We start from the raw sequence: 23,969 nt of genomic DNA, 5'->3' as shown, positions 1-23,969 counted from the left end.
GGCCCCGCGCGCGCCGTTGCCACGGTGAACACGAGAACAACATCATGTGTGGAATAGTCGGAATTTGGGGTCCCCTGGGGAACAAGGCGCAGGTGCTGGCCGATAGCTGCCGCCGCATCCGCCACCGCGGGCCGGACAGCAATGGATTCTGGGAAGACGCCGACGCGGGAATCGCGCTGGCGCACGTGCGCCTGGCGATCCTGGACCTGACCGAAGCGGGCCATCAGCCGATGACGTCCGCCTGCGGCCGCTACGTCATGGTGTTCAACGGCGAGGTCTACAACCACCTGGACATCCGCAAGCAGCTCGAGGAATCGGCGTTGGCGCCGGCGTGGCGCGGGCATTCGGACACCGAGACGCTCCTTGCCGGTTTTACCGCGCTGGGCATCGAGGCCACGCTGCAAGCCTCGGTCGGCATGTTCGCCATCGCGTTGTGGGACAAGGCCTCGCGCAAGCTCGTGCTGGCGCGCGACCGCATGGGCGAGAAGCCGCTGTACTACGGCTATTCCAATTCGGAGCTGGTGTTTGCGTCGGAACTCAAGGGCCTGATGCCGATTCCGGGCTTTGGGCGCAACCTGAACCGCAACGCGCTGGCGTCGTTCATGCGGCACAACTACATTCCCGCGCCGCAATCCATCTACGAAGGCATCGCCAAGCTGCCGCCCGGCACGTGGATCGAATTCTCGGCCGACGACGCGCGCAACCGCCGCATGCCGGAGCCACGGGTGTACTGGTCCGCGCGCGAGGCCGCGGATGCGGCGTCGAGCGCCCGGCTCTCGTTCGACTCTGATGCGCAAGCCACCGATGCGCTGGAAAAGGTGCTGTCCAAAGCCGTGGGCGGCCAGATGCTGTCCGACGTCAGCCTGGGCGCGTTCCTGTCCGGCGGCATCGATTCGTCGACCATCGTGGCGCTGATGCAGGCGCAAAGCTCGCAGCCGGTGCGTACGTTTGCCATCGGTTTTCACGAGAAGGGCTACGACGAGGCGCAGCACGCCAAGGCCGTGGCCACGCACCTGGGCACCGATCACACCGAACTCTACGTCACCGCGGACGATGCGCTGGCGGTCGTGCCCACGCTGGCCGACATGTACGACGAACCCTTTGCCGACTCGTCGCAGATCCCCACGTCGCTGGTCACGCGCATGGCGCGCCAGCACGTGACGGTGGCCTTGTCGGGCGACGGCGGCGACGAACTGTTCGGCGGCTATTCGCGCTACTTCCGCGTGGACAACTGGTGGCGCCAGTTCGAGCGCGTGCCCGGGCTGCTGCGCAAGCCGGCCGGCGCGATGCTCAGCGCGTCCACCCATCTGCCCGGCCGCGGCGCATGGCGCGGCAAGGTCGGCAAGCTGGGCGAACTGCTGCGCGCCGACACGCGCGGCGAGTTCTACCGCGGGTTCGTGTCGTACTGGTCGGACCCGGCCAGCGTCGTGAAGGGCGGCGTGGAACCCCAGTCGGTGTTCGAACGCGCCATGCAGGGATCGTTCTTCGAGTCGATGATGAAGCTGGACACGGTGACCTACCTGCCCGACGACATCCTGGTCAAGGTGGACCGCGCCGCAATGGCCGTCAGCCTGGAAACCCGCGTGCCGCTGATCGACCACCGTGTCTATGAATTCGCCTGGAGTCTGCCGCACCAGTACAAGGTGCGCGGCAACACCGGCAAGTGGCTGCTGCGGCAGGTACTGCATCGCCACGTGCCGCAGGCGCTGGTCGACCGCCCCAAGCGCGGCTTCGCCGTGCCGCTGGCCGCGTGGCTGCGCGGTCCGTTGCGCGAATGGGCCGATGCGCTGCTGGATCCGGCACGCCTGCGTCAGGAGGGCTGGTTCGAACCCGAACCCATCCTGCGCAAATGGCGTGAGCACACGTCGGGGCATCGCAATTGGGACAGCCATCTGTGGGGCGTGCTGATGATGCAGGCCTGGCTGGACCGCTACCGTGCGGGAATGGACCAAGGGGGACCGATTGAGGACCGTTGACGAATGAAAATACTGATGCTGGTCAGCTCCATGCACGCCGGCGGCGCGGAACGCGTCGCGGCGACCCTGGTCAACGCATGGTCAGAGCGCGGCGACACCGTCATCCTGACGCCCACCTACTCATCCAAGGGCACCTGCTTTTATCCCCTGTCGGACAAGGTCCAGCTGTCGTGGCTGGCCGATCTGGCCGGCACCCGGGTGTCGGGCGGGATGGCGGCCTTCAAGCGGCTGCTGGCCCTGCGCAAGCACATTCGCGATTCGCGGCCCGACGTGGTGGTGTCCTTCCTGACCAACGTCAACGTGGCCGCCATTCTGGCCACGCGCGGCCTGAACGTGCCGCTCATCGTCTGCGAGCGCACCAATCCGGTCGCTGAAACCACCACGGGAACCGTCTGGCGCAAGCTGCGCCGCGTGCTGTACCCGCGCGCCGACATGGTGACGGTGCAGGCGGAAGACACCGCCGGTCCGTTCGCGCGCCAGGTGCCCGGCATCCGGCGCCTGGCCGTCATCCCGAATCCGCTGCCCGCGCCGCTGCTGGATGCGCCGCTGGTGCAGCAGCGTCACGAGGCCGGCCCGCGCGAGCTGATCGCGATGGGGCGGCTGGTGCCCGACAAGCAGTTCAACCTTCTGATCGACATCTTTGCGCAGCTTGCGCCGGAATTTCCCGACTGGAACCTGCGCATCTGGGGCGAAGGCCCCGAGCGCGAGGCGCTGCAGCAGCAGGTGGCGCGTCTGCGCCTGCAGTCGCGCGTCAGTTTGCCGGGGCGCACCGAAGCGCCGTGGGAAGAACTGGCGCGCGGCCAGGCCTTTGTGCTCAGTTCGCTGGTCGAGGGCTTTCCCAATGTGTTGCTGGAAGCGATGTCGCTGGGCTTGCCCTGCGTGGCGTTCGATTGCCCCAGCGGTCCGCGCGAGATGACGCGAGACGGCCAGGATGCGCTGCTGGTGCCGGCCGGCGACCGGGTCGCGATGACCGATGCCCTGCATCGTCTGATGGGAGACGTGTCGCTGCGCGAGCAGTTGGGTGCGCGCGCCGCAGCCGCCGTGCGCCAGCGTTATGCGCTGTCCAGCGTGCTGACCGAATGGGATGAGCTGTTCGAAGCGGTGCGGGAGGGGCGATGAGCACCCGGCCGCTGCGCATTCTGCATGTCATTACGGGGCTGGGCCAGGGCGGCGCCGAATCGGTGCTGACGCGCCTGGCGACCTGGCCGCACGCGGACGTCGAGCACACGGTCGTGTCGCTGACCGATGAAGGTTTGTATGGCGAGCGCCTGCGCGCGGCGGGCGTTGCGGTGCATGCCCTGGGCATGAAGCGCGGCCGCGTCAGCCTGGGCGGCTTCCTGGCTCTGCGCCGCCTGATCGCCACGAACCGTCCCGATGCCGTTCAAACCTGGATGTATCACGCCGACCTGATTGGCGGCCTGGCCGCCCGCCTGGCAGGCGTTCGCGCCATTGCGTGGGGCATCCGCAATTCCGGCGCGCATCTTGAGCGCAGCAGCCGGTCGGCGCGGCTGGTGCTGCGCGCGTGCGCGATGCTGTCGGGCAGCGTACCGCGCGCGATCGTCTGCGCGGCGCAGAACGCGGCCGAGCGCCACGCCGAAAAAGGCTATCGCCGCGACCGCATGGTCGTGATCGCCAACGGCTATGACCTGTCGCGCTACGCGCCGGATCCGCAGGCGCGCTCGCGCGTTCGCGCCGCATGGGGACTGTCCGAAGACGCTCCCGTGATCGGCTGCGTGGCGCGGTGGGATCCGCTCAAGGACCACGCCAACCTGCTGCGCGCCGTGGCCGCGCTGGTGCGCGATGGACGCGACGCGGGGTTGCGCTGCGTGCTGATCGGCCGCGACATGACCGACGGCAACGCGCAGCTGGGCGCCTTGCTCGACAAGCTGGACCTGCGCGACCGCGTGGTGCTCAACGGTCCCAGCGACGACGTGCCCGCCGTCATGAACGGCCTGGATGTGCACGTGCTGTCGAGCTGCGCCGAAGGCTTTCCGAACGTGGTGGCCGAAGCCATGGCGTGCGGCGTGTATTGCGTGGTGACCGACGTGGGTGATGCCGCCTACATCGTCGGCGACACCGGCGTGGTGGTGCCGCCCGAGCAGGCCGAGGCCCTCGCCCGCGGCATCGAATCCGCGCTGGGCGATGTGGCCGCGCGCGGCCGCGAGCGCGCGGGCGAGGCTGGGCGCGCGCGCGTCCTGGAACACTTTGATCTTGCACGCATGGTGCAAAGCTACATCGCCGTCTGGCGCCGTATTTCTGGAGTCCAAGCATGAGCGCCGGACGCTGCCTGCTGTTTGTCGTCAACAATCCGGCGTTCTTCATGTCGCACCGCGTGCCGGTCGCCCTGGCCGCGCAGAAGGCAGGCTACGACGTCCACGTCGCGACGATGGACGGTCCGGCGGTGGCTGACATCCAGGCGCTGGGCATGACCCATCATGCGATTCCCATGACGCGCAGCGGCAAGCATCCGCTGCAGGAACTGGGCACGCTGCTGGCGCTGGTGCGCCTGTTCCGCCGGCTGCGTCCCGATGTAGTGCATCTGGTCACCATCAAGCCCGTGCTGTACGGCGGCATCGCCGCGCGGATTGCGCGGGTGCCCGGCATGGTGGCGGCGATCTCCGGATTGGGATTCGTGTTCCTGTCGAACTCGCTGAAGATGCGGCTGGTGCGCGCCGTGGTGGCGCGCCTGTACCGCGTTGCGCTGGGCCATCCGAACAGCCGCGTGATCTTCCAGAACGCCAACGACCGTGACCTGCTCAAGTCGCTGGGAGCCGTTCGCGAGGACCAGGTGGTCATCATCCGCGGCGCGGGCGTGGACCTCGACGCCTATCGGCCCACCCCGGAGCCGCCCGCGCCGCCCGTCGTCGTCACGATGGTGGCGCGCCTGCTGCGCGACAAGGGCGTGCAGGAGTTCGTGCAGGCGGCCAAACTGCTGCGTGAACGCGGCGTGCCGGTGACGATGCAACTGGTGGGCGGCCTGGACGCTGGCAATCCGACGTCCGCCACGCAGGCCGACGTCGATGCCTGGCAGCAGGAGGGCTGCGTGCAGGCGCTGGGCGAGCGTTCGGATGTGGCGGCGCTGTACGCGGCCGCGCACATCGCGGTGCTGCCGTCCTACCGCGAAGGCCTGCCGAAGTCATTGATCGAGGCCGCGGCCTGCGGCCGGGCGGTCGTGACGACCGACGTGCCGGGCTGCCGCGATGCCATCGAACCCAACGTGACCGGCCTTCTGGTGCCGGTGCGCGACGCGGCGGCGCTGGCTGACGCCATTGCGCGCCTTGCGCAAGACGCGGCGTTGCGTCAGGCGATGGGCACGGCGGGCAGGGCGCTGGCGGAGCGCGAGTTCGACATCAACCAGGTCGCTCGCATCCACGTCGCGCTGTACGACGCGCTCAGCGCCTGATCGCGTCGATCCAGAACCGCGTGGACGGATCCTGCTGGCTGGGTTGAGGCGCGTCCAGCTCGCGCATGATGTTCTTGGCCAATACCTTGCCGAACTCCACGCCCCACTGATCGAACGGGTTGATGCCCCAGATCACGCCCTGCGTGAAAACCTTGTGCTCGTACAGCGCCAGCAGCGCGCCAAGCGTGAAGGCTTCGAGGCGCGGCAGCACGATCAGCGACGACGGCCGGCCGCCCGGATGCACGCGGTGCTGCGCCAGCAGGCGCGCACGCGCCGGGTCGCGTTCCGTGGCGGAGGTTTCCGCCAGGGCTTCTTCAAAGGTCTTGCCGCGCAGGAGCGCCGAGCGCTGCGCCAGGCAATTGGCGACCAGCAGCTCGTGGTGCCGGGCATAGGCATGGTCGGGCTGCTCGCACAGGATGAAATCCACGGGCGCGCCCGTTGTGTCCTGATGCAGCCATTGGAAGAACGTGTGCTGGCAATCGGTGCCCGACATGCCCCACACCGCGGGGCCGGTCGGCACACCAGCGGGGCTGCCGTCGGCGGTCGCGACCTTGCCCAGCGATTCCATTTCAAGCTGCTGGGCCCACGGCACGATGTGATACAGCCGCGAATCGTATGGGGTGATGACCAGCGAGTCGTAGCCCAGCACGCTGCGGTTGGCCACGCCGGCCAGCGCCATCTGCACGGGGGCGTTCTCGGCCAGCGGCGCGGTGCGGAAATGGTCGTCCATGGCCGCGGCGCCCGCCAGCAGCTGGTCGAAGGTGTCGTTGCCGAGCGCCAGCGCGACCGGCAGGCCGATGGCGGACCACAGCGAATAACGACCGCCCACCCAGTCCCAGATCTGGAAGATGTGATCGGGCAGGATGCCCAGGTTGAGTGCCGCCTCGACGTTGCAGGTGATCGCGACGACCTGCTTGATGGGGTCGGCGACGCCGGCGTCGCGCAGCCAGTTCATCGCCACTTCGGCGTTGGCCAGCGGCTCGGTCGTGGTGAACGATTTGGACGCGACGATGACCAGCGTGTTGTGCGGATCCAGGCGGCTCATCGCATCGGCGACCGAGTGCGAATCCACGTTGGAGGCGAAGCGCACTTCGCGCCGCACGCCCTCGTGGCGCAGGGCACGGGTGACCAGGCGCGGCCCCCAGTCGCTGCCGCCAATCCCCAGATGCAGCACGCCGCTGTATCGGCCCGCCGCGTCGGCCGCCCGCACGAATTCGCGCATGCGTTCGCGCTCGGCCAGCACCGCCTTGGCCACCATGGCGGGCGGTTCGGCCGCGCGCAGGGCGGTGTGCCAGGCGGCGCGTCCTTCCGTCCAGTTGGCCTGGCCGCCGTCAAACAGCCGCGCGCGGCTGGCCTCGAAGTCCTGCTGCACCAGCAGCGCCTGCGAGGCCGCCAGCAGGTCGGGCGACTGCGCCTGGGCGCTCAGATCCAGGCGCAGCCCGGGCGCATTGATGAGGCGCAGCGTCTGGCCGTCCCGGGATGCCGTACGTGTTGCGGCGATGAACTGCTGCCACGCGGGGCTGTTGGCTAACGACATGAGCGGATCAGAAGGGCAGTGTGGCGTTCGGCGCCAGCTTGCCGAGTTCGCGGCGGAAGTCGGCCTGGATGCGCGCGAGCGCCGCTTCGCTTTGCGCCTCGAAACGCAGCACGACGACCGGCGTGGTGTTCGACGGCCGCGCCAGGCCAAAGCCATCGGCGTACTCGGCGCGCACGCCGTCGATCGTGATCACGCGCTTGGCGTCGGGGAACTGGCCTTGATCCTGCAACGCCTTGACCAGCGTGAACGGCTGGCCTTCTTCCATTTCGAGCTTCAGTTCCGGCGTGGAAACGTCCTGCGGCAGGGCTTCCAGCGGCTCGCAGGCGTCGGCAAAGCGCGACACGATCTCCAGCAGGCGGGCGCCGGTGTAGAGGCCATCGTCAAAGCCGTACCAGCGTTCCTTAAAGAAGATATGCCCGCTCATTTCGCCGGCCAGCGGTGCGCCGGTTTCGGCCAGCTTGGCCTTGACCAGCGAGTGGCCCGTCTTCCACATCAGCGCGTTGCCGCCGGCCGCTTCGACCGACAGGCCGACGTGGCGGCTGCACTTGACGTCATAGATGATGGTGGCGCCGGGATTGCGCTCGAGCACGTCGCGCGCAAAGAGGACGAGCTGGCGGTCGGGCCAGATGATCTGGCCGGACTTGGTGACCACGCCCAGGCGGTCGCCGTCGCCGTCAAAGGCCAGGCCAAGTTCGCAATCGGTCTCGGCCACGTGCTTGATGAGGTCCTGCAGGTTTTTGGGTTCAGCGGGGTCGGGATGGTGGTTGGGGAAGTTGCCATCCACCTCGCAGAACAGTTCGTCGACCTCGCAGCCCAGCGCGCGGAACAGCTGCGGCGCGACCGCGCCGGCCACGCCGTTGCCGCAATCGATGGCGATCTTCATGGGACGCGCCAGCTTGACGCCGGAGGCCACGCGGGCAATGTAGGTCTGCGCCAGGTCGAGCTGGCGGCGCGTGCCGGCCTCGGCCGCGGGCGCCGGGGCATCGCCATTCATGGTCTGCGCCAATTGCTGGACGTCGTCGCCGTACAGCGCGCGGCCGCCCATCATCATCTTGAAGCCGTTGTACTTGGGCGGGTTGTGGCTGCCGGTGATGGCAACGCCGGACCCGGTCTGCATGATGTTGGCCGCGAAGTACACGAGCGGGGTGGGAACCATGCCGACGTCCAGCGTATCCACGCCGCCTTCGAGCATGCCTTCCTGCAACGCGAGGGACAGCATTTCGCTGCTGAGGCGGCCATCGCGGCCAACCACGAGCGTCTGCACGCCTTGTTCGCGGGCGCGGGCGGCGAGCGCCACGCCGAGAGACCGGGCGAAGGCCGCGTCGATCAGGTCCGGCACCGTGCCGCGAATGTCATATGCCTTGAAAACAGAGGCCGGAAATTGTGTATTGTTGCCCACGACGGTTCCTTGTTGAGGGGGACAGCGCGGCGGCTGCCGGGTAATGGTAAACCCGCACATCCAAACCGCTATGGCAAGGGCCAAAGCTGGATTATCCCCCATCGGCGCGGGGGGCTTCATCCTTCGGGCGGAGTAGGGCATTTACCCGGTGCCGGCCTGCCCCGCCATGGTGCGGCGGATGGGGCGGCGCCGCCTGTTTCCGGTGCACGTCCGCAGGCAAAAAAGCCGCTTGCCGGGCGGCCGCGCATGGCACAAAAGTTGCTCGTCATCCGAAGGTGATACGCTTGCCGGGCAAGCAGAAAGACCAGGAGGGGCCATGGGCGCCAAAGTATCCACAGTCATGTCATCGGGCGGCGCCACAAGCAGGCGGGGACCACCCACGGACTTTGCCGGTCCGGCGGCCGGCCGCGAACGCAGGCTTGATATCCACGTCTTTGCCGCGGCAACGGGCGATCTGGCCGCTGGCCGCGCCTGGGAGCGCAGCGTCTGGCGCGATGCGCGCGTCCTCATCGCCGAATGCCCGGCGCCGCATCTGGCGGCATCGATCGAAAGCGCGCTGCGCACGGTTGCCGCCAGCGTGGCGCGCGACCGCGGCTGGCAGGCCGCAGGCACCGTGTCCTTCTCGCTCGACGACCGCAGCGGCGTCTTCCGCGTCATCGACGCGCAGGCGCGGGCCCGCACGCCGGACATGCCGGTTGCCGAACACGATCCCATCGCGCCGCACGTGCTGGAAGTGCGCATCGACGGTTGCGGCGATCGCCGCCTGCCATGCACCCACCTCATGGTCTGCGGCGCCACCCGTGGCGAAGTCCTGCGCCGCGCCTACCGCGCCTTGTCCGAATTGCCCGGCCCCGCCGGCGTGGACCGCGCCTTCCTGATGGAGCGCATCGCCTCCCGCGCCTTCTGCTCGGGCATGACGGGCACCCGGCTGGACCAGGCGGTCGGCTGACAGGTCCAACAGACACCCGCAGGGGGCTTCGGCGGGCGCCGCCCAGCCCCTACAATAGTCCGCACATCCGATGAACAGCGCCCGGCCCTCGGCGGCCGGGCCGACTCTCTGTGCGGCACCCATGACACTGCTGAGCGATCTCCAGGCCCTCTTGGGCGATTCCCACGTGCTGACCGGCGCGGACGCGGATTCCTATGTGCTGGATTGGCGCCGCCGCTATCGCGGCGCGGCCCTGGCGGTGATCCGCCCCGGTTCCACGGCGGACGTGGCCGCCGCGATCAAGCTGTGCGCGCAGCACGGCGTGCCCGTCGTGCCGCAAGGCGGCAATACCGGCCTGTGCGGCGGCGCCACGCCTGACGACACCGGCACCGCGGTCGTCCTGTCCACGGCCCGGCTCACCGCGGTGCGCGCGCTGGATACCGACAACGACACCATCACGGTCGAGGCCGGCTGCATCCTGCAGGCCGTGCAGGAGGCCGCAGCGGCAGCCAACCGGCTGTTCCCGCTGAGCCTGGCGGCCGAAGGCAGCTGCACCATCGGCGGCAATCTGGCCACCAACGCCGGCGGCACGCAGGTGCTGCGCTATGGCAACACGCGCGACCTCACGCTGGGCCTGGAGGTCGTGACCGCCGAAGGCGAGATCTGGGACGGCCTGCGCGGCCTGCGCAAGGACAACACCGGCTACGACCTGCGCGACCTGTACATCGGCAGCGAAGGCACCCTGGGCATCATCACGGCCGCCACCCTCAAGCTGTATCCGCGTCCCGTGGCGTCCTGCACGGCGCTGCTCACGCTGGACAGCATCGACAACGCCGTCGAGGTCCTGTCGCGCGCCCGTTCCGGATTTGGCGCCTCGCTGACCGGGTTCGAACTCATGAGCGGCGCCTGCCTGCAAGGCGTGGTGCGGCTGTTTCCGCAGCAGCGCCTGCCTTTTGAAGGCGAGTCGGCGGCTTCGCCGTGGTTCGCGCTGCTGGAACTGTCCGACAGCGAAAGCGAAACGCACGCCCGCGAGCGCTTCGAGGCCGTGCTGGGCGACGCCATCGAAGCCGGCCTGGTGAACGACGCAGCCATCGCTGCCAACGTGTCGCAAAGCAAGGCGCTGTGGCATCTGCGTGAAAGCATTCCGCTGGCTGAGGCCGAGCTGGGCAAGTCGGTCAAGCACGATGTCTCGATCCCCATCTCGTCGATCGCCGGGTTCGTGCACAAGACCAACGCCTTGCTGCAGGCGCGCTTTCCGGGCGTGCGCCACGTGATCTTCGGCCACCTGGGCGACGGCAACCTGCACTACAACGTGGCCCATGCACCCGGACAGACCGAAGCCGAGCTGCTGGCGCTGCAAGGCGAGATCTATGGCGTCGTGCATGACAGCGTGCACGCGCACAAGGGATCCATCAGCGCCGAGCATGGCGTGGGTCAGCTCAAACGTGACGAACTGCCGCGCTACAAGAACCCCGTCGAACTGGCGTTGATGCGCCGGATCAAGCGGGCGCTGGATCCTCAGTGTCTCATGAACCCCGGCAAGGTGCTGCAGGCATAACGCGGCCAGGATCGCAGACCATGAAAACCCCTCCCGCAGCGGGCGCGAACCACCGGGTGCTGATCGTCGAAGACGACCATGTCATCGCCGGCAATCTGTACAGTTTTCTGGAGGCGCGGGGCTTTCTGCCCGATGTGGCGTACAGCGGACCCGCGGCCCTTCAACGGTTGCAGGAACAGCGTTTTGACGCCGTGCTGCTGGACATCGGCCTGCCCGGCATGGACGGCAACGCCGTGCTGCACGACATGCGCACGGAACGGCGGCTGGCCGTGCCGGTGCTGATGCTGACCGCGCGCGACAGCCTCGAAGACAAGCTGGCGGGCTTTTCCCATGGCGCCGACGACTATCTCACCAAGCCGTTCGCGCTGCTGGAAGTGGAAGCGCGGCTGCTGGCGCTGATCCAGCGCGCCAAAGGGTCGACGGTCGATGCGGAGCGCACCTTCGGCCCGCTTCAGTTCGACGCGCGCAGCCGCGTCGTGTCGGTCAGCGGCGTGCCGGTCCGCCTGACCCGCAAGGCGGGCCTCATCATCGAGGTGCTGCTGCGCGACCCGGGCCGCGTGGTGACGCGTGAAGAACTGGAATCGGTCCTGTGGGGCAACGAACCGCCCTCGTCCGATGCGCTGCGCAGCCAGGTCCATCTGCTGCGGCGCGCGCTGGCCGACGCGGGTTTTGACGGCATCGAGACCGTGCACGGCACCGGCTGGCGCCTGACGCTGCCCGCCGCCGCATCATGAGCCGCGCCGCCGCCGGCACGCTGACCCAGCGCGTGGTCTGGGCGCTGACGGGCACGGTCGCGCTGTTCGTCACGGCGCTTGCCCTCCTGGCCTACCTGACGTTCGACCAGATGGAAGACGATCTGGTCAACGACATCCTGAACACGGAGATGGACCGCCTGGTCCAGCATGCGCGCAGCAGCGACGAGTTCCTGCCGCGCCACGGCGCGCGCGAACTCGGCGGATCCATGCGCGCGTGGCTCAGCGTGGACGGCCAGCCGCCCGCCGGCATGCCGCCTGAACTGCTCTCGCTGGAAAACGGACTGCACCTGATCGAACCGGGCGCCTACACCTGGCACGTGATGGTGGCCGAGACGGGCCGGGGCACCGTGTACCTGCTGTACGACGCCACCGACAACGAAGAGCGGGTGCACGACTTCGGGCTGATCGTGCTGGGCGTGGGCGCCATCTGCGTCGTGCTCGCCTACGGGTTGGCGCGTCGTGTGGCGGGGGTGGCGGTCGGACCGTTGCTGGATCTGACGGACCGGCTGTCGACCTGGGCGCCGGGCTCGCCTGACATGGCCGTCACGCGCGACGACGAGGCCGGACGTCTCATCGAAGCCTTCAACCGGGTGCAGAACCAGGTGGACAGGTCCATCGCGCGTGAACGCGAGTTCGCCAGCAACCTTAGCCACGAGGTGCGCACGCCGCTGGCGGCGATCCGCTCGGACAGCGAGCTCATGCTCCTGACGCAGGCATTGACGCCGGATCAGCAGCAACGCCTGACACGCGTGGTGGACAACGTGGACGACGTCATCGTCAGCCTGGAAAGCGCGCGAGCAATGGCGCGCGACGAACTGCGCGCGCCGGAACCGGTGGATATCGCCGAATGCATGGAAGATGCGTGGCGGGGCCATGCCGCCCAGGCCAGTCTGGCCGACCTGCGCTTTGACAATCAATTGCCCGCCGGCCAGGTGCTGACGCTGGACCGCTACGCCTTGCTGACCGTGCTGCGCAACCTCGTGCGCAACGCCATCGAACACGCCGCTCCGGCCACGCTGACCGTGGCGCTGGACGCGGAGGGCGGACTGGCGTTGCGCGACAACGGCAAGGGCATTGCTGCCAGCGATCTGCCTTTCCTGTTCCGCCGCTATTTCAGCGGCCGCCTGCGCGATTCCGGCGTGGCGGGCGGCGACGAGACGGCGCGCGGGCTGGGCCTGGCGATCGCCAAGCGCGTCTGCGACATGCAGGGCTGGTCGCTCAGCGTCGAATCCTCGCAAGCAGAAGGCCCGGCGCGCGGCACGCGCTTCCTGCTGCGTTTCGAGCCCGACGAGCGGGGCGGCCCGACGGCGAAAATTTGACGAATTTTCGACTGGCGGGACCGTAAAGTGCGCTGGCCCGAAACGTCCGGATCTTCGTCTCCATGCCGTCCCCATTGCTGCAGTCCCCCCTGGCGCCGGCGCTGCACGCGCCGACAAGGACCCGTTATCTGCTGACCCACGTCGCGGGCGTGACGCTGTTGCTGGCCTGTATGGCCTGGTGGTCACAGGCGTCGGGACTGGACATGCGCATCGCGCGCGCGCTGTTCGATCCGCTGCTGGACGACTTTCCGCTGCATGGCAGCCGGTGGCTTGAAATGCTGGGCCACCGGATGGTGCTGGCGCTGCCGATCAGCGTGGGTCTGGCCGCGGCGGGCGTTGCGGCGGGCAGCTACCGCATCGCGGCGTGGCGGCGCTGGCGCGGGGTGGCCTATGCCGTCTCGATCACGTGCCTGACGGGGCAACTGCTCATTACGCAACTCAAGCATCACACCATGCTGCCGCGCCCCTACGATCTGGAAACGTTGGGCGGCTATACGCCTTATCCGGTGCACTGGTGGACCTGGGCAAGGGCGCGCGCCGGCGGCGCGTTGCCCAGCGGCCATGCCGGCGCCGGCTACGCCTTGCTGACCCTTTACTTCGCGGGGTGGGCGTTGGGCCGCCCGGCGTGGCGCTGGAGCGGACTGGCGATCGGCGTGGCGGCCGGCGTGGCGTTTTCGGCGGTGCGCATTCTGCAGGGCGCGCATTTTCTCAGCCAAACGCTCTGGTCCGCCGCCCTGATGTGGCTGCTGGCGGCGGTGTTCTTCTATCCGCTGATCGCGGGGCGGGCGTCCGGATACCCGCCCCGCCCCCACCGCGTCAGTTGAGCAGCACGCCCGGCAACCATAGCGAGAACGCCGGCACATAGGTCACCAGCGCCAGCGCGGCCAGCAGCGCGCCGTAGAACGGCCAGATGGTGCGCATGACCGTCCCCACGGATACCCCGCCGATGGCGCACCCCACAAACTGCGTGGTGCCCACCGGCGGCGTGTTCAGCCCCAGCGCGCAATTCAGCAACAGCACCATGCCGAACTGCACCGGCCCCATGCCGTACTGCATGCAGATCGGCAGGAAGATCGGCGTGCAGATCAGGATGGTGGCGGCCATGTCCAGGAACGTTCCCAGGACGAACAGGATGATGTTGACCATCAGGAAGATGGCCCACGGCTCCGTCGAGATGGACGCCATCAGCTGCCCGGTCTTTTCGGCCACGCCATAGAAGCTGATCAGGTAGCCGAACGTTGCCGAAATGCCGATCAGCAGCAGCACCACGCCCGTGGTCTTCACGGCCTTGCTGGCGGCGCGCACGAACTGGTCCCAGGTCAGCGAGCGGTAGACGAAGATCGTCAGCGCCAGGGCGTAAAGCACCGCCACCGCCGCGGATTCCGTCGCGGTGAAGACGCCGCTCAGGATGCCGGTGATGATCAGCACCACCACGAACAACCCCGGCGCCGCGGCGACCAGCGAGCGGAACACGATGTGCCAGCCCGGAAAGGTGCCTGCCGGATAGCCGCGGCTGCGCGCCACGAAATACGCAGCGGCCAGGTTGCACACGGTCAGGATCAGGGCGGGCACCACGCCTGCCGCGATCAGTGCCGCGATGGACACCTTGCCGCCCGCGGCCAGCGTGTAGATGATGATGTTGTGGCTGGTCGGCATCAGCGCGCCCACCAGCGCCGCGTGGGTCGTGACGTTCACCGCGTAGTCGGCGTGATAGCCCTCGCGCTTCATCATCGGGATCATCACGGACCCCATCGCCGACACGTCCGCCACGGGCGATCCCGACACGCCGCCGAACAGCGTGCAGGCCACCACGTTGGACATGCCCAGGCCGCCCCGCACATGGCCCACCAGCGATTTGGCGAAGTTCACGATGCGGTCGGCGATGCCGCCGTACAGCATCAGTTCACCGGTGAAGATGAAGAAGGGGATGGCCAGGAACGAAAACGCGTTCATGCCCGAGGTCATCTGCTGGAAGGCCACCGCGAGCGGCAGGTCCTCGTACATGATGGCCGTGATGGACGACAGCCCGATGGCAAAGGCCACCGGCACGCCGATCACGAGGAACCCCATGAAGGTGAAGGAAAGCAGTGTCAGCGCCATGCCGGGACCACCTTCTGGTTGCGCAGGATCGCGATGATGTGCTCGATGGAAAAGAGCGCGATCAAGGTGCCCGACAGGGTTGCAGGAACGTACTTCCAGGCGTTGGAGATGCCCAGGTTCGGAATCTTGTAGGCCGCGACGGACTCGGCCAGCACGCCGCAATTCCAGGCCATCAGCACGCCGAACAGCAGCACGAGCAGATGGATGAAGATGCGCAGCCGCCGCTGCCCGGCGGCGGGCAGGGCGTCCAGCAGCGACTCGAAGCCGATGTGTCCGGCGTCGCGCACGCCGACCGCGGCGCCCAGCATGGTGACGTACAGCACCAGCAAAAGGGCCAGGCTTTCCGCCCAGGTCGGCGTGCTGTTCAGGACGTGGCGGCCGAAGATCTGCAACGAGACAGCGACGATCAGGCAGATCAGCCCGAAGACGCTGGTCCACATGCAGATTCGCGCCAGCCGGGCGCAGGCGCGGGAGTAGGCATCCAGCGGGGCAGCCAGGGCTTCTTCCCGGCCCCCCGCGGCGACATCTGGTTCATTCGTGGGTGTGGCCAACATGATGTCCTCACTGCACGGCCTGGATCTTGGCGACCAGATCCTTCATTTCAGGGGTGGTGACAAAGCGTTCGTACACCGGCTTCATCGCACCCTGGAACGAGGGTTTATCGACCTGCGAGATCTGCGAACCGGCCTTCTCGACCACGGCGCGCGACTTCTGCTCGCGTTCGTCCCACAGCTTGCGCATGTACGGCACCGATTCGCGCGCGGCCTCGCGCAGGATCTTCTGGTCATCCGGCGGCAGCTTGTCCCACTGGCGCTTGGAGAAGATCAGGATCTCGGGCGTCATCGTGTGCTCGGTCAGCGAATAGAACTTCGCGACCTCGTAGTGATGCGCGCTCTCGTAGCTGGGAAAGTTGTTCTCGGCCGCATCCACCAGTCCGGTCTTGAGCGACGTGTAGACCTCCCCCATCGGCATCGGCGTGGCGTTGCCGCCCATTGCTTCCACCATCGCGACGGACAGGTCCGACTGCTGCACGCGGATTTTCAGGCCCTTGGCGTCGGCCAGCGTCTTGATCGGCTTCTTGGTCGTATACATGGAACGCGAACCGCTGTCGTACCACGCCAGACCGACGAAGCCCGCAGCCTCGCACGAGCGCAGGATCTGGTCGCCGATCTCGCTGTCCAGCACCTTGTGCAGATGCTCTTTGGAGCGGAACAGGAACGGCAGCGACGGCACGCGCGTGGTCTGGCAGATGTTGTGCATCGCCGCGCTGGAGACGCGGGACATGGCCAGCGCGCCCAGCTTCACCTGCTCGATCGAATCGTCTTCGTTGCCGAGCGCGCCGCCGGAAAACACCTTCACGGTGATGCGGCCGTTGGTCCGTTGCTTGACCAGTTCGCCGAAGTGGCGCACGGCCTGCACAGTGGGGTAATCGTCGGGATGGATGTCCGCGGAGCGCAGCTCGGCGGCGTGGGTGGCGGGAATCAGCGTCAGCAAGGCGGCCGCGGCCAGAACGGCGCGGCTCAGGTGAGGGTGCAGCATGTCTACCTCCGGATGGGGTACGGCGTTTCGTTGAGGGCCGTGATGGCCCCGAAGCTCTTTGATATGCACTGCCTGCTCGGGGTGGGCGCGCGCGAAGCCGCCCGTCGGGTGCTAACCGGCGCTGGCGGTTTCCTCCAGGCCCTGCACGCCGGGGTGCAGGGCGAATACCGCGCCATCCAGCGCGCCGGGAGCGGCATTCGCGGGACGGATCGACGTGACGAAAAGGGTGTCCATGCCGGCGCCGCCGAAGGCGCACATGGCGACCTTCGCGGCGGGCACGTCCAGGGTGCGGTCCAGGCGGCCGTCGGGGGTGTAGCGGTACACCTTGCCGGCGTCGTTGCCGCAGATCCAGTAGCAGCCCGCCGCGTCCACGGCGGCCCCGTCCGGGCGGCCGGCGGGCAGGGCGGGGATGAAGACGCGGCGGTGGGACGGCACGCCGGCATCGGTGTCGTAGTCAAACGCCCAGACGGTCGCGCGCGACGGGTGCGAATCGGACAGGTACATCGTCCGGCCATCGGGACTGAAAGCCAGGCCGTTCGGCACAATCAGATCGTCCAGCAACACGGAGGTGCCGCGCGCATCGTGGCGGTACAGTGCGCCGGCGGGCCAGGCGAGGCCCATGTCCATCACCATGGTGCCGGCCAGGAACCGGCCCTGCCGGTCGCAGCGGCCATCGTTGAACCGCATGCCGGGCGCGTTGTGAGCCACGGCGGCAAGTTGCCGGGGCAGGCAGGCCTCGCCCTCGCGCAGGGCGTCGCAGGCATAGAGGCCGTCTTCCATGGCCAGCAGCCAGCCGTCGCCGCGCATCGCCATGCTGCCCGCCATCTGCGGCAACGCCCAGTGCGCGAATGCGCCGGTCTCGGGAGTCCAGCGCCACAGCGTCTTGCCGGGGATGTCGGTCCAGTAGAACGCCTTGTCCGCGCGCCGCCAGATAGGGCTTTCTCCGACGCCGCACAACAAGGTTCCAAGACGTTCGGCGGTGATGGACATGAAAGGCTTCAGGCGTTCGGGAAGGGGAAGGGGCCGGCCTTGACGAAGGCGCCGCCCTGATAACGCGCCGCGGGATCGTCCGCGGCCAGCGGGGGCTGCGCCTCGACCTGCGCGCGGAACCGCTCTGAGGAATCCTTGGGCGCAAAGCCCAGCACGGCCGCGCCGCTGTTGTCCCACCAGCTGTCGCGGTTGGCCGACGCGCCATACACGATGAGGTGGCCGACTTCGGGGGTGAAAAGGGATCGGATGACCAGATCGGTCAGGTCGTCATGGCTGAGCCAGGTGACCAGCATGCGCCGGTCCTTGGGTTCGGGAAACGATGAACCGATGCGCAGGCAGACGGTCTGGATGCCGTATCGGTCGAAGTAGAAGCGCGACAGGTTTTCGCCGTAGGCCTTGCTCAGGCCGTAATAGCCGTCGGGTCGCAGCGGCACGTCGGCGTCCAGGGTCTGTCCCTGTTCATAAAAGCCGATGACGTGGTTGGAGCTGGCAAACACCACGCGCCGCACGCCGTGCAGGCGGGCCGCCTCGTAGACGTTGTACACGCCCTGGATATTGGCCGGCAGGATTTCTTCGAAGGGGCGCTCGACCGACACGCCGCCCAGATGCACGATGGCGTCGGTGCCGCGCACCAGTTCCGACACGGCGGATGCGTCGGCCAGATTGCATTGCACGACCTCTTCGCCGTCTTGTGCGGGGGTCATCGCCACCACGTCCGAGACGCGCAGGATGTCCGCATGAGCTTTCAATCGGGGACGCAGTACCAGGCCCAGGTTGCCGGCGGCGCCGGTCAATAACAAGCGATGACACCGAAGGGACTCAGGCATGTTGTTGACAGCTCGGCTCATGACGCAACGCTCTGTGAATGGCGCGGTGGAGTGGACTTGTCTGGTACGTTATCGTACAACTGTCGCAAAGTATAATGAACGCCATTTTTCAGCGTCAAGCGCTGCGCAACCGCTTCCGGATAATCCCTGATGAACGCTCCCGCCGATACCCCTGTTTTGCCGCAGCGTCGTCCCCGCAACCTGGCGCAAGGCCTGGTTGAAAACATTTCCGAACGCATCCGCAGCGGTGAAATCCGCCCGGGCGACAAGCTCCCCACCGAATCCGCCATCATGCGTCAGTTCGGCGTAAGCCGCACCGTTGTGCGCGAGGCGCTGTCGCGTCTGCAGGCCTCGGGTCTGGTCGAAACGCATCACGGCGTGGGCACCTATGCGCTTGAGCCTAGCGGCGGCGGCGACTTCCGCGTCGACCCGGCCGACATCGCCACCGTGCGCGACGTGCTGGTGCTGCTGGAACTGCGCATCTGCCTGGAAAGCGAGGCCGCCGGGCTCGCCGCCATCCGCCGTAGCGACGAACAATTGCAGGCGATGCGTCGCGCGCTGGATGCCTTCAAACAGGCGCTGGATGCGGGCGGTGACACCATCACGCCGGACTTTCAATTCCATCTGCTGGTGGCCCAATCCACCGACAACCGTTACTTCGCGGACCTCATGGCGCACCTGGGGTCGGCCATCATTCCCCGCACCCGCATCAACTCCGCCAAGTTCGCCCTCGAAGACCGCGCCGCTTATCTGGCGCGCGTGAATCTCGAACACGAAGACATCTACAGCGCGATCACGCGCCAGGACCCCGAAGCCGCTCGCGCCGCCATGCGCACGCACCTGAGCAACAGCCGCGAACGCCTGCGGCGCGCGCAATAGCCATCGTATTGAAGGCGATTGGGTCACGTGTGATGTCGTACAACGTTTGAACCGCCTCGCGCCGCCGTCGATAAGCCCGAAACCGCGTTACTCTTGGCGCGGTTATTTTTTTGGTTCTCGAAACGGCATGGTTCTGCGCGGCACATCAGGCAATATGCATTCTTCGTTGGGACAGGCATGTCCCGTTGCTCGGAGGGTCGCGGCATGCGTCGCCTGACACTTCGGTTCATCATCGCCATCCTGGTGCTGCTGACACTGTCGCGGCTGGGATTGGCCTTCTGGATGTGGGACCGCGTCGAAGCGGCCGGGGGCCTCGGGCCACTCCTCTTTGGCGGACTGCGCATCGACGTGTGCCTGCTGTCGATGGTGATCGCGCTGCCGGCGGTGTTTTCGCCGTGGTTCGGCCACCGTCCGCTTGCCGCGCGCATTACCGCGTGGTGGTTCCGCGTGTGGTGGATGCTGTACGTGCTGCTGGAAGTGTCCACCCCGCAATTCATCGCGGAATACGACACCCGTCCCAATCGCCTCTACTTCATCTACCTGCTCAATCCGAAGGAAGTGGGCTCCATGCTGTGGCAGGGCTACAAGGGCGTGCTGCTGGCCGCCTTCGTGGTGCTGGTCCTGGCGGCCTGGCTTGCGGTCAAGCTGTTCCCGACGCGCACGCGCGATCCGTTCATGGGATGGTGGAAGCGGCCTGTCGCATCCTTTGTGATCCTGGCGCTGGTGTTCCTGGGCGCGCGCGGCACGCTCGAGCATCGCCCCATCAATCCCGCCAAGGTGGCCTTCAGCTCGGACGCCATGGTGAACGCGTTGGCGCTCAATTCGCTGTACAGCGTGTTCGACGCGGCCTATCGCATGCGCGACGAACGCTCGTCGGCCGCGATGTATCCCAAGATGGCCGTGGATGAGATGAACGCCATCGTGCGCGAGAAGGCCGGCATGACCGGTGCGCCAATAGATCCGACGCTGCCCAGCCTGCATGAGCAGAAGGCAACCGTGCGGCGCGACAAGCCGCTGAACGTGGTGATCATCCTGCAGGAAAGCCTGGGGGCGCAGTACGTCGGCAGCCTGGGTGGCCGCGACCTCACGCCGAACATCGACCGGCTGGGCAAGGAAGGCTGGATGTTCCACCGCGCCTACGCCACCGGCACGCGCTCGGTGCGCGGTATCGAAGCCGTCACCGCGGGCTTTTTGCCCAGCGTGGCCGATGCCGTGGTCAAGCTGCCGCGCTCGCAGACGGGCTTTTTCACACTGGCGCAGTTGCTGGGCAAGCACGGCTATCACTCGCGCTTCGTGTATGGCGGCGAGTCCCACTTCGACAACATGCGCGCCTTCTTCCTGGGCAACGGCTTTGACGAGATCGTGGACCGGCCCAAGTTCGTCGACCCCGTGTTCGAGGGATCGTGGGGCGCCTCGGATGAAGACATGTTCAATCAGGTCGACCGCCTGCTGCGCGCGGATGGCGACAAGCCGGTGTTCACGCTGGCGTTCTCGGTGACCAACCATTCGCCGTGGGAATATCCGCCCGGGCGCATCCAGCCCGTGGGCGATCCGGCCACGGTGGACAACACGGTGCGCTATGCGGACTGGGCGCTGGGCCAGTTCTTCGACAAGGCGCGCAAGGCGCCGTATTGGGACAACACGGTCTTCCTGGTCATCGCCGACCACGACTCGCGCGTGTACGGCTCCATTCCTGTGCCGGTGCGGCACTTCCAGATCCCCGCGCTGATCCTGGGCGCGGGCATCGCGCCGCGGCAGGACGATCGGCTGGTCAGCCAGATCGACATGGCGCCCACGCTGCTGTCCTTGATCGGCCTGGATAATGTGAACCCCATGCTGGGCGCCGATCTGACGCAGCGCGATCCGAACCGGGCGATGATGCAATACGCGGACAACTTCGGCTATCTGAAAGGCGATCAACTGCTGGTGCTGGAGCCTTCCAAGGCGCCGCGCCAGTTCCGTTACGAGGCCGCGCCAGTGGGACAGGACGAGACGTATGCGCCGGTCGAGCCGGCGGATCCCGCGCTGACGCAGGAGGCGTTGGCGCACGCGTTGTGGGCAAGCTGGGCGTATCGCGAAGAGAAGTACCGGCTGCCGTGACGCATATGACGACCAAGGCGGCCACCCCGGCCGCCTGCCTTGATCCTGCTCAATCCGCATTCCGCGGGCCAATAGCACACTGGCGCCCATGACAACGCCCAACACGTCCTCGGGAGCCTCCCGCCCCGCATCTCCGGCGCTTTCCAGTGTCCAACACGCCGCGCAGCGCCAGCGTCCCCGTATGGCGATCCCCGTGCCGCGTGGCCGTTTTGCCTGGATCACCGGGGTCATCAGCTCGGTCTGGCTGGCCGCCAACACGCTGTTCTGGTGCCTGCTGCTGTTTCCGGTCTCGCTGCTGAAGCTGGCGCTGCCTTTTGCCGCAGTCAGGCGCCGCATCGATCCCATTCTGAATAGCATCGCCACCGCGTGGGTGGCGTGCAATTCCAGCTGGTTCGTACGCATCCAGCCGCAGGCCTGGGACATCCAGGGCAACAAGGACCTGCGCTATGCCGACTGGTATCTGGTCAACTGCAACCATCAGTCGTGGGTCGACATCTTCGTGCTGCAGTACTCGCTGAACCGGCGCATTCCGCTGCTCAAGTTCTTCCTCAAACAGCAGCTCATCTACGTGCCGGTCATCGGCCTGGCGTGGTGGGCGCTGGACTTTCCCTTCATGAAACGGCACGGCAAGGCGGCCCTGCGCAAGAACCCCGACCTGGGGCGCCAGGATCAGGAGGCCGCGCGGCGCGCCTGCGCCAAGTTTTCGCTGGTGCCCACCAGCGTGATGCTGTTTGCCGAAGGCACGCGTTTCAGCCAAGCCAAGCGCGCGGCGCAGAACTCGCCTTACCGCCATCTGCTCAAGCCCAAGGCGGGCGGTCTGGCGGTGTCGTTGAATGCGATGGGGGCGCAGTTCCGGTCGATGATCGACGTCACCATCGCCTATCCGGATGGCGCGCCGAGCTTCTGGGATTTCGCCTGCGGACGCGCAGGACAAGTGCTGGTGCGCATGCGGCAATTGCCGGTGCCGCCGGCATTCTGCGAAGCCGATTACTCGCGCGACAAGGCGTTTCGCACCACGTTCCACCAGTGGCTTGGGCAGCAATGGCAGGCCAAGGACGACGAGATCGAGGCGCTCGTTGCGCGCCCGGGGGCGCCGGGTGCGGGGGCGTCAGATGCGGGATCGCCCGCCGCGGGATCGCCCGCCGCCGGATCGCCGTCCGCCGGATCGCCGGCCGTCACAAACCCGCCCGTCAACTAAATAAAAAAGCCACGCAGCGGTCGCGCCGCTGCGTGGCTTTGTCCATGCCGCCTGAGCGTCAGACGCGCGCGGGCAGCACCACGCCCGAGCACTCGCCGAAGCCAATGCGCGGATAGCCCGCCTTCACGCATTCGGCGCGGATGATGATCTGGTCGCCATCCTGCAGGAAGGTGCGCTTCTCGCCCCACGGCAGTTCGATCGGCGCCTTGCCGCCATTGCTCAGTTCCAGCAGCGACCCCGCTTCCGAAGGCTGCGGGCCGGACAGCGTGCCGGTGCCCAGCATGTCGCCCGGCTGCAGGTTGCAGCCATTGACCGTGTGATGCGTGATGAGCTGCGCGACGTTCCAGTAGGCGTCGCGGAAATTGCTGCTGGACAGCTTCACCGGCGGCTTGCTGTCGGCGCGCGATTGTTCGGTGGTCATCAGCACCTGCATTTGGACGTCATACGCGCCCTTGGCCCGATTGGCGTCGGAGGCCAGGTAAGGCATCGGCTGCGGCTCGCCCGCGCCGCGGGTCCATTGCGTGCGGAACGGCTCCAGCGCTTCCATCGTGACGATCCACGGCGAGATCGTGGACGCGAAGTTCTTGGACAGGAAGGGGCCGAGCGGCTGGTATTCCCAGGCCTGGATGTCGCGCGCCGACCAATCGTTCAGGATGCACAGGCCGAACACGTGCGAATCCGCGTCGGCCAGCGTGATGCGTTCGCCCTGCGCGTTGCCGGTGCCCACGAAAATGCCCAGCTCCAGTTCATAGTCCAGACGCGCGCAGGGGCCGAATTGCGGCGCTTCGCCTTCGTTGGCGGGACGCGTCTGGCCGACCGGGCGCGGGAATTTCTGGTCCACGCCAATGCTGGAGGCGCGGCCGTGATAGCCGATCGGCACCCACTTGTAATTGGGCAGCAGGGGGTTGTCGGGACGGAACTGCTTGCCCACGGCGGTGGCGTGGTGCACCGAGATATAGAAGTCGGTGTAGTCGCCGATGCGGGCGGGCGTGGTGTATTCGGCGTCAGCCTGCGCGACCAGCAGCGGTTCCACCGTGGCGCGCAGGGCGGCGCCTTCGCGCAGCGCGCGCGACAGGGCCAGGCGCAGCGCGCTCCAGTGCGATTGGCCCAGGGCCATCAGCGCATTCAGGCTATCGGTGGCGCAGGCGGCCAGGGCATCCGCGGCCAGGCCTTCGAACGGCTGCTTGCCGGCCAGCGCGGCCAGGTCCAGGATCTGGTCGCCGATGGCCACGCCGGGGCGGAAGGATTCCTGCGAGCCCTTGCGGCGGAATGCGCCGTAGGGCAGGTTCTGCACGGGGAAATCCGACGTGTCCGAATTGGCGCTGGCGACCCAGCTCTTCAAGGACGGGTCGTGGGTTTCGTTGATCGTGGTGGTCATGGCTGCGTGTCTCGGTCAGTGTGGTTATGGGGGGCTGGCCGGGCGCTCGAGCGGTTCGTGCGCCGGATGAATCAAACGCCAAA

General features: G+C 67.4%; 20 protein-coding genes. 12 read left to right on the top strand and 8 right to left on the bottom strand.

Annotated features, from left to right (window positions below; genetic code table 11):
* The first annotated feature begins 44 nt into the window (after positions 1-44).
* From asnB to AC6CIE_RS19715, 4 genes are read left to right on the top strand one after another with little or no spacing between them, the layout of a single operon-like run.
* Positions 45-1,976 carry an asparagine synthase (glutamine-hydrolyzing) gene (asnB, locus tag AC6CIE_RS19730; protein ID WP_498093493.1) on the top strand — a complete coding sequence of 644 codons (1,932 nt, stop codon included), beginning with the start codon at positions 45-47 and terminating at the stop codon, positions 1,974-1,976.
* A 3-nt stretch (positions 1,977-1,979) separates the two neighbouring features.
* Entirely contained in the window at positions 1,980-3,095 is a 1,116-nt protein-coding gene (locus AC6CIE_RS19725) for a glycosyltransferase family 4 protein (protein WP_175137796.1), read from the top strand.
* Complete coding sequence (locus AC6CIE_RS19720; RefSeq protein WP_498093491.1) at positions 3,092-4,249, top strand: glycosyltransferase family 4 protein; 1,158 nt, start codon at positions 3,092-3,094, stop codon at positions 4,247-4,249. Before AC6CIE_RS19725 ends, AC6CIE_RS19720 begins: the two co-directional genes overlap by 4 nt.
* Entirely contained in the window at positions 4,246-5,379 is a 1,134-nt protein-coding gene (locus AC6CIE_RS19715) for a glycosyltransferase family 4 protein (protein ID WP_452002137.1), read from the top strand. Before AC6CIE_RS19720 ends, AC6CIE_RS19715 begins: the two co-directional genes overlap by 4 nt.
* Here AC6CIE_RS19715 and pgi read toward each other — a convergent pair.
* Positions 5,369-6,916: a glucose-6-phosphate isomerase gene (gene pgi / locus AC6CIE_RS19710; RefSeq protein WP_498093488.1), complete on the bottom strand. Its 1,548-nt coding sequence runs from the start codon at positions 6,914-6,916 to the stop codon at positions 5,369-5,371. The genes AC6CIE_RS19715 and pgi overlap by 11 nt on opposite strands.
* Before the next feature lie 7 nt (positions 6,917-6,923).
* Positions 6,924-8,315 carry a phosphomannomutase/phosphoglucomutase gene (locus tag AC6CIE_RS19705; protein ID WP_313369848.1) on the bottom strand — a complete coding sequence of 464 codons (1,392 nt, stop codon included), beginning with the start codon at positions 8,313-8,315 and terminating at the stop codon, positions 6,924-6,926.
* A gap of 316 nt (positions 8,316-8,631) precedes the next feature.
* On the opposite strand from AC6CIE_RS19705, the gene AC6CIE_RS19700 reads away from it, so the two are divergent.
* The 5 genes from AC6CIE_RS19700 to AC6CIE_RS19680 all read left to right on the top strand — a co-directional run bounded on the left by AC6CIE_RS19700 (position 8,632) and on the right by AC6CIE_RS19680 (position 13,699).
* Positions 8,632-9,264, top strand: coding sequence for a BPTD_3102 family carboxylase-like protein (locus AC6CIE_RS19700; RefSeq protein WP_175122520.1), 633 nt, complete (start codon positions 8,632-8,634; stop codon positions 9,262-9,264).
* A gap of 121 nt (positions 9,265-9,385) precedes the next feature.
* Entirely contained in the window at positions 9,386-10,801 is a 1,416-nt protein-coding gene (locus AC6CIE_RS19695) for an FAD-binding oxidoreductase (protein WP_498093485.1), read from the top strand.
* Positions 10,802-10,821: 20 nt separating this feature from the next.
* Positions 10,822-11,535 carry a response regulator transcription factor gene (locus AC6CIE_RS19690; protein WP_498093483.1) on the top strand — a complete coding sequence of 238 codons (714 nt, stop codon included), beginning with the start codon at positions 10,822-10,824 and terminating at the stop codon, positions 11,533-11,535.
* Positions 11,532-12,875: a sensor histidine kinase gene (locus AC6CIE_RS19685; protein WP_218342893.1), complete on the top strand. Its 1,344-nt coding sequence runs from the start codon at positions 11,532-11,534 to the stop codon at positions 12,873-12,875. The genes AC6CIE_RS19690 and AC6CIE_RS19685 overlap by 4 nt, the downstream gene beginning before the upstream one ends.
* Positions 12,876-12,937: 62 nt before the next feature.
* Positions 12,938-13,699: a phosphatase PAP2 family protein gene (locus AC6CIE_RS19680; protein WP_498093481.1), complete on the top strand. Its 762-nt coding sequence runs from the start codon at positions 12,938-12,940 to the stop codon at positions 13,697-13,699.
* On the opposite strand, the gene AC6CIE_RS19675 is transcribed toward AC6CIE_RS19680, so the two are convergent.
* From AC6CIE_RS19675 to AC6CIE_RS19655, 5 genes are all read right to left on the bottom strand, one after another.
* Positions 13,692-14,975 (bottom strand): TRAP transporter large permease, encoded by a 1,284-nt coding sequence (locus tag AC6CIE_RS19675; RefSeq protein ID WP_175122524.1) that lies wholly within the window; start codon positions 14,973-14,975, stop codon positions 13,692-13,694. The genes AC6CIE_RS19680 and AC6CIE_RS19675 overlap by 8 nt on opposite strands.
* Positions 14,966-15,529: a TRAP transporter small permease gene (locus tag AC6CIE_RS19670; protein WP_175122525.1), complete on the bottom strand. Its 564-nt coding sequence runs from the start codon at positions 15,527-15,529 to the stop codon at positions 14,966-14,968. Before AC6CIE_RS19670 ends, AC6CIE_RS19675 begins: the two co-directional genes overlap by 10 nt.
* Positions 15,530-15,536: 7 nt before the next feature.
* Positions 15,537-16,514, bottom strand: coding sequence for a TRAP transporter substrate-binding protein (locus AC6CIE_RS19665; RefSeq protein WP_175122526.1), 978 nt, complete (start codon positions 16,512-16,514; stop codon positions 15,537-15,539).
* 111 nt (positions 16,515-16,625) lie between these two features.
* Entirely contained in the window at positions 16,626-17,504 is an 879-nt protein-coding gene (locus tag AC6CIE_RS19660) for an SMP-30/gluconolactonase/LRE family protein (RefSeq protein WP_498093478.1), read from the bottom strand.
* Positions 17,505-17,512: 8 nt separating this feature from the next.
* Positions 17,513-18,331, bottom strand: a complete 819-nt coding sequence (locus AC6CIE_RS19655) for an NAD-dependent epimerase/dehydratase family protein (protein ID WP_498093476.1) — start codon at positions 18,329-18,331, stop codon at positions 17,513-17,515.
* Between the two features lie 150 nt (positions 18,332-18,481).
* Here AC6CIE_RS19655 and AC6CIE_RS19650 point away from each other — a divergent pair, with 150 nt between their 5' ends.
* From AC6CIE_RS19650 to yihG, 3 genes are all read left to right on the top strand, one after another.
* Positions 18,482-19,210, top strand: a complete 729-nt coding sequence (locus AC6CIE_RS19650) for a FadR/GntR family transcriptional regulator (RefSeq protein WP_175122529.1) — start codon at positions 18,482-18,484, stop codon at positions 19,208-19,210.
* 204 nt (positions 19,211-19,414) lie between these two features.
* Positions 19,415-21,310: an LTA synthase family protein gene (locus tag AC6CIE_RS19645; RefSeq protein ID WP_218342896.1), complete on the top strand. Its 1,896-nt coding sequence runs from the start codon at positions 19,415-19,417 to the stop codon at positions 21,308-21,310.
* Between the two features lie 181 nt (positions 21,311-21,491).
* The gene (yihG, locus tag AC6CIE_RS19640; protein ID WP_498093474.1) at positions 21,492-22,508 is read left to right on the top strand and encodes a 1-acylglycerol-3-phosphate O-acyltransferase, YihG family; all 1,017 of its coding nucleotides are present in this window, start codon (positions 21,492-21,494) and stop codon (positions 22,506-22,508) included.
* A gap of 58 nt (positions 22,509-22,566) precedes the next feature.
* Here yihG and fahA read toward each other — a convergent pair whose 3' ends face one another.
* Positions 22,567-23,886 (bottom strand): fumarylacetoacetase, encoded by a 1,320-nt coding sequence (fahA, locus tag AC6CIE_RS19635; protein WP_175184653.1) that lies wholly within the window; start codon positions 23,884-23,886, stop codon positions 22,567-22,569.
* Between the last annotated feature and the right edge of the window lie 83 nt (positions 23,887-23,969).

Source organism: Achromobacter sp. GQ309 (genome assembly GCF_059759315.1).
Note: the sequence above shows the minus strand (reverse complement) of the source record. Positions and strands in the feature narration are given on the sequence as shown.

What these genes read in the sequence shown, in the direction of transcription:
- asnB (WP_498093493.1), top strand. Translation starts at nt 45, where the DNA reads ATGTGTGGAATAGTCGGAATTTGGGGTCCCCTGGGGAACAAGGCGCAG.
- AC6CIE_RS19725 (WP_175137796.1), top strand. Translation starts at nt 1,980, where the DNA reads ATGAAAATACTGATGCTGGTCAGCTCCATGCACGCCGGCGGCGCGGAA.
- AC6CIE_RS19720 (WP_498093491.1), top strand. Translation starts at nt 3,092, where the DNA reads ATGAGCACCCGGCCGCTGCGCATTCTGCATGTCATTACGGGGCTGGGC.
- AC6CIE_RS19715 (WP_452002137.1), top strand. Translation starts at nt 4,246, where the DNA reads ATGAGCGCCGGACGCTGCCTGCTGTTTGTCGTCAACAATCCGGCGTTC.
- pgi (WP_498093488.1), bottom strand. Translation starts at nt 6,916, where the DNA reads ATGTCGTTAGCCAACAGCCCCGCGTGGCAGCAGTTCATCGCCGCAACA.
- AC6CIE_RS19700 (WP_175122520.1), top strand. Translation starts at nt 8,632, where the DNA reads ATGGGCGCCAAAGTATCCACAGTCATGTCATCGGGCGGCGCCACAAGC.
- AC6CIE_RS19695 (WP_498093485.1), top strand. Translation starts at nt 9,386, where the DNA reads ATGACACTGCTGAGCGATCTCCAGGCCCTCTTGGGCGATTCCCACGTG.
- AC6CIE_RS19690 (WP_498093483.1), top strand. Translation starts at nt 10,822, where the DNA reads ATGAAAACCCCTCCCGCAGCGGGCGCGAACCACCGGGTGCTGATCGTC.
- AC6CIE_RS19685 (WP_218342893.1), top strand. Translation starts at nt 11,532, where the DNA reads ATGAGCCGCGCCGCCGCCGGCACGCTGACCCAGCGCGTGGTCTGGGCG.
- AC6CIE_RS19680 (WP_498093481.1), top strand. Translation starts at nt 12,938, where the DNA reads ATGCCGTCCCCATTGCTGCAGTCCCCCCTGGCGCCGGCGCTGCACGCG.
- AC6CIE_RS19675 (WP_175122524.1), bottom strand. Translation starts at nt 14,975, where the DNA reads ATGGCGCTGACACTGCTTTCCTTCACCTTCATGGGGTTCCTCGTGATC.
- AC6CIE_RS19670 (WP_175122525.1), bottom strand. Translation starts at nt 15,529, where the DNA reads ATGTTGGCCACACCCACGAATGAACCAGATGTCGCCGCGGGGGGCCGG.
- AC6CIE_RS19665 (WP_175122526.1), bottom strand. Translation starts at nt 16,514, where the DNA reads ATGCTGCACCCTCACCTGAGCCGCGCCGTTCTGGCCGCGGCCGCCTTG.
- AC6CIE_RS19660 (WP_498093478.1), bottom strand. Translation starts at nt 17,504, where the DNA reads ATGTCCATCACCGCCGAACGTCTTGGAACCTTGTTGTGCGGCGTCGGA.
- AC6CIE_RS19655 (WP_498093476.1), bottom strand. Translation starts at nt 18,331, where the DNA reads ATGCCTGAGTCCCTTCGGTGTCATCGCTTGTTATTGACCGGCGCCGCC.
- AC6CIE_RS19650 (WP_175122529.1), top strand. Translation starts at nt 18,482, where the DNA reads ATGAACGCTCCCGCCGATACCCCTGTTTTGCCGCAGCGTCGTCCCCGC.
- AC6CIE_RS19645 (WP_218342896.1), top strand. Translation starts at nt 19,415, where the DNA reads ATGCGTCGCCTGACACTTCGGTTCATCATCGCCATCCTGGTGCTGCTG.
- yihG (WP_498093474.1), top strand. Translation starts at nt 21,492, where the DNA reads ATGGCGATCCCCGTGCCGCGTGGCCGTTTTGCCTGGATCACCGGGGTC.
- fahA (WP_175184653.1), bottom strand. Translation starts at nt 23,886, where the DNA reads ATGACCACCACGATCAACGAAACCCACGACCCGTCCTTGAAGAGCTGG.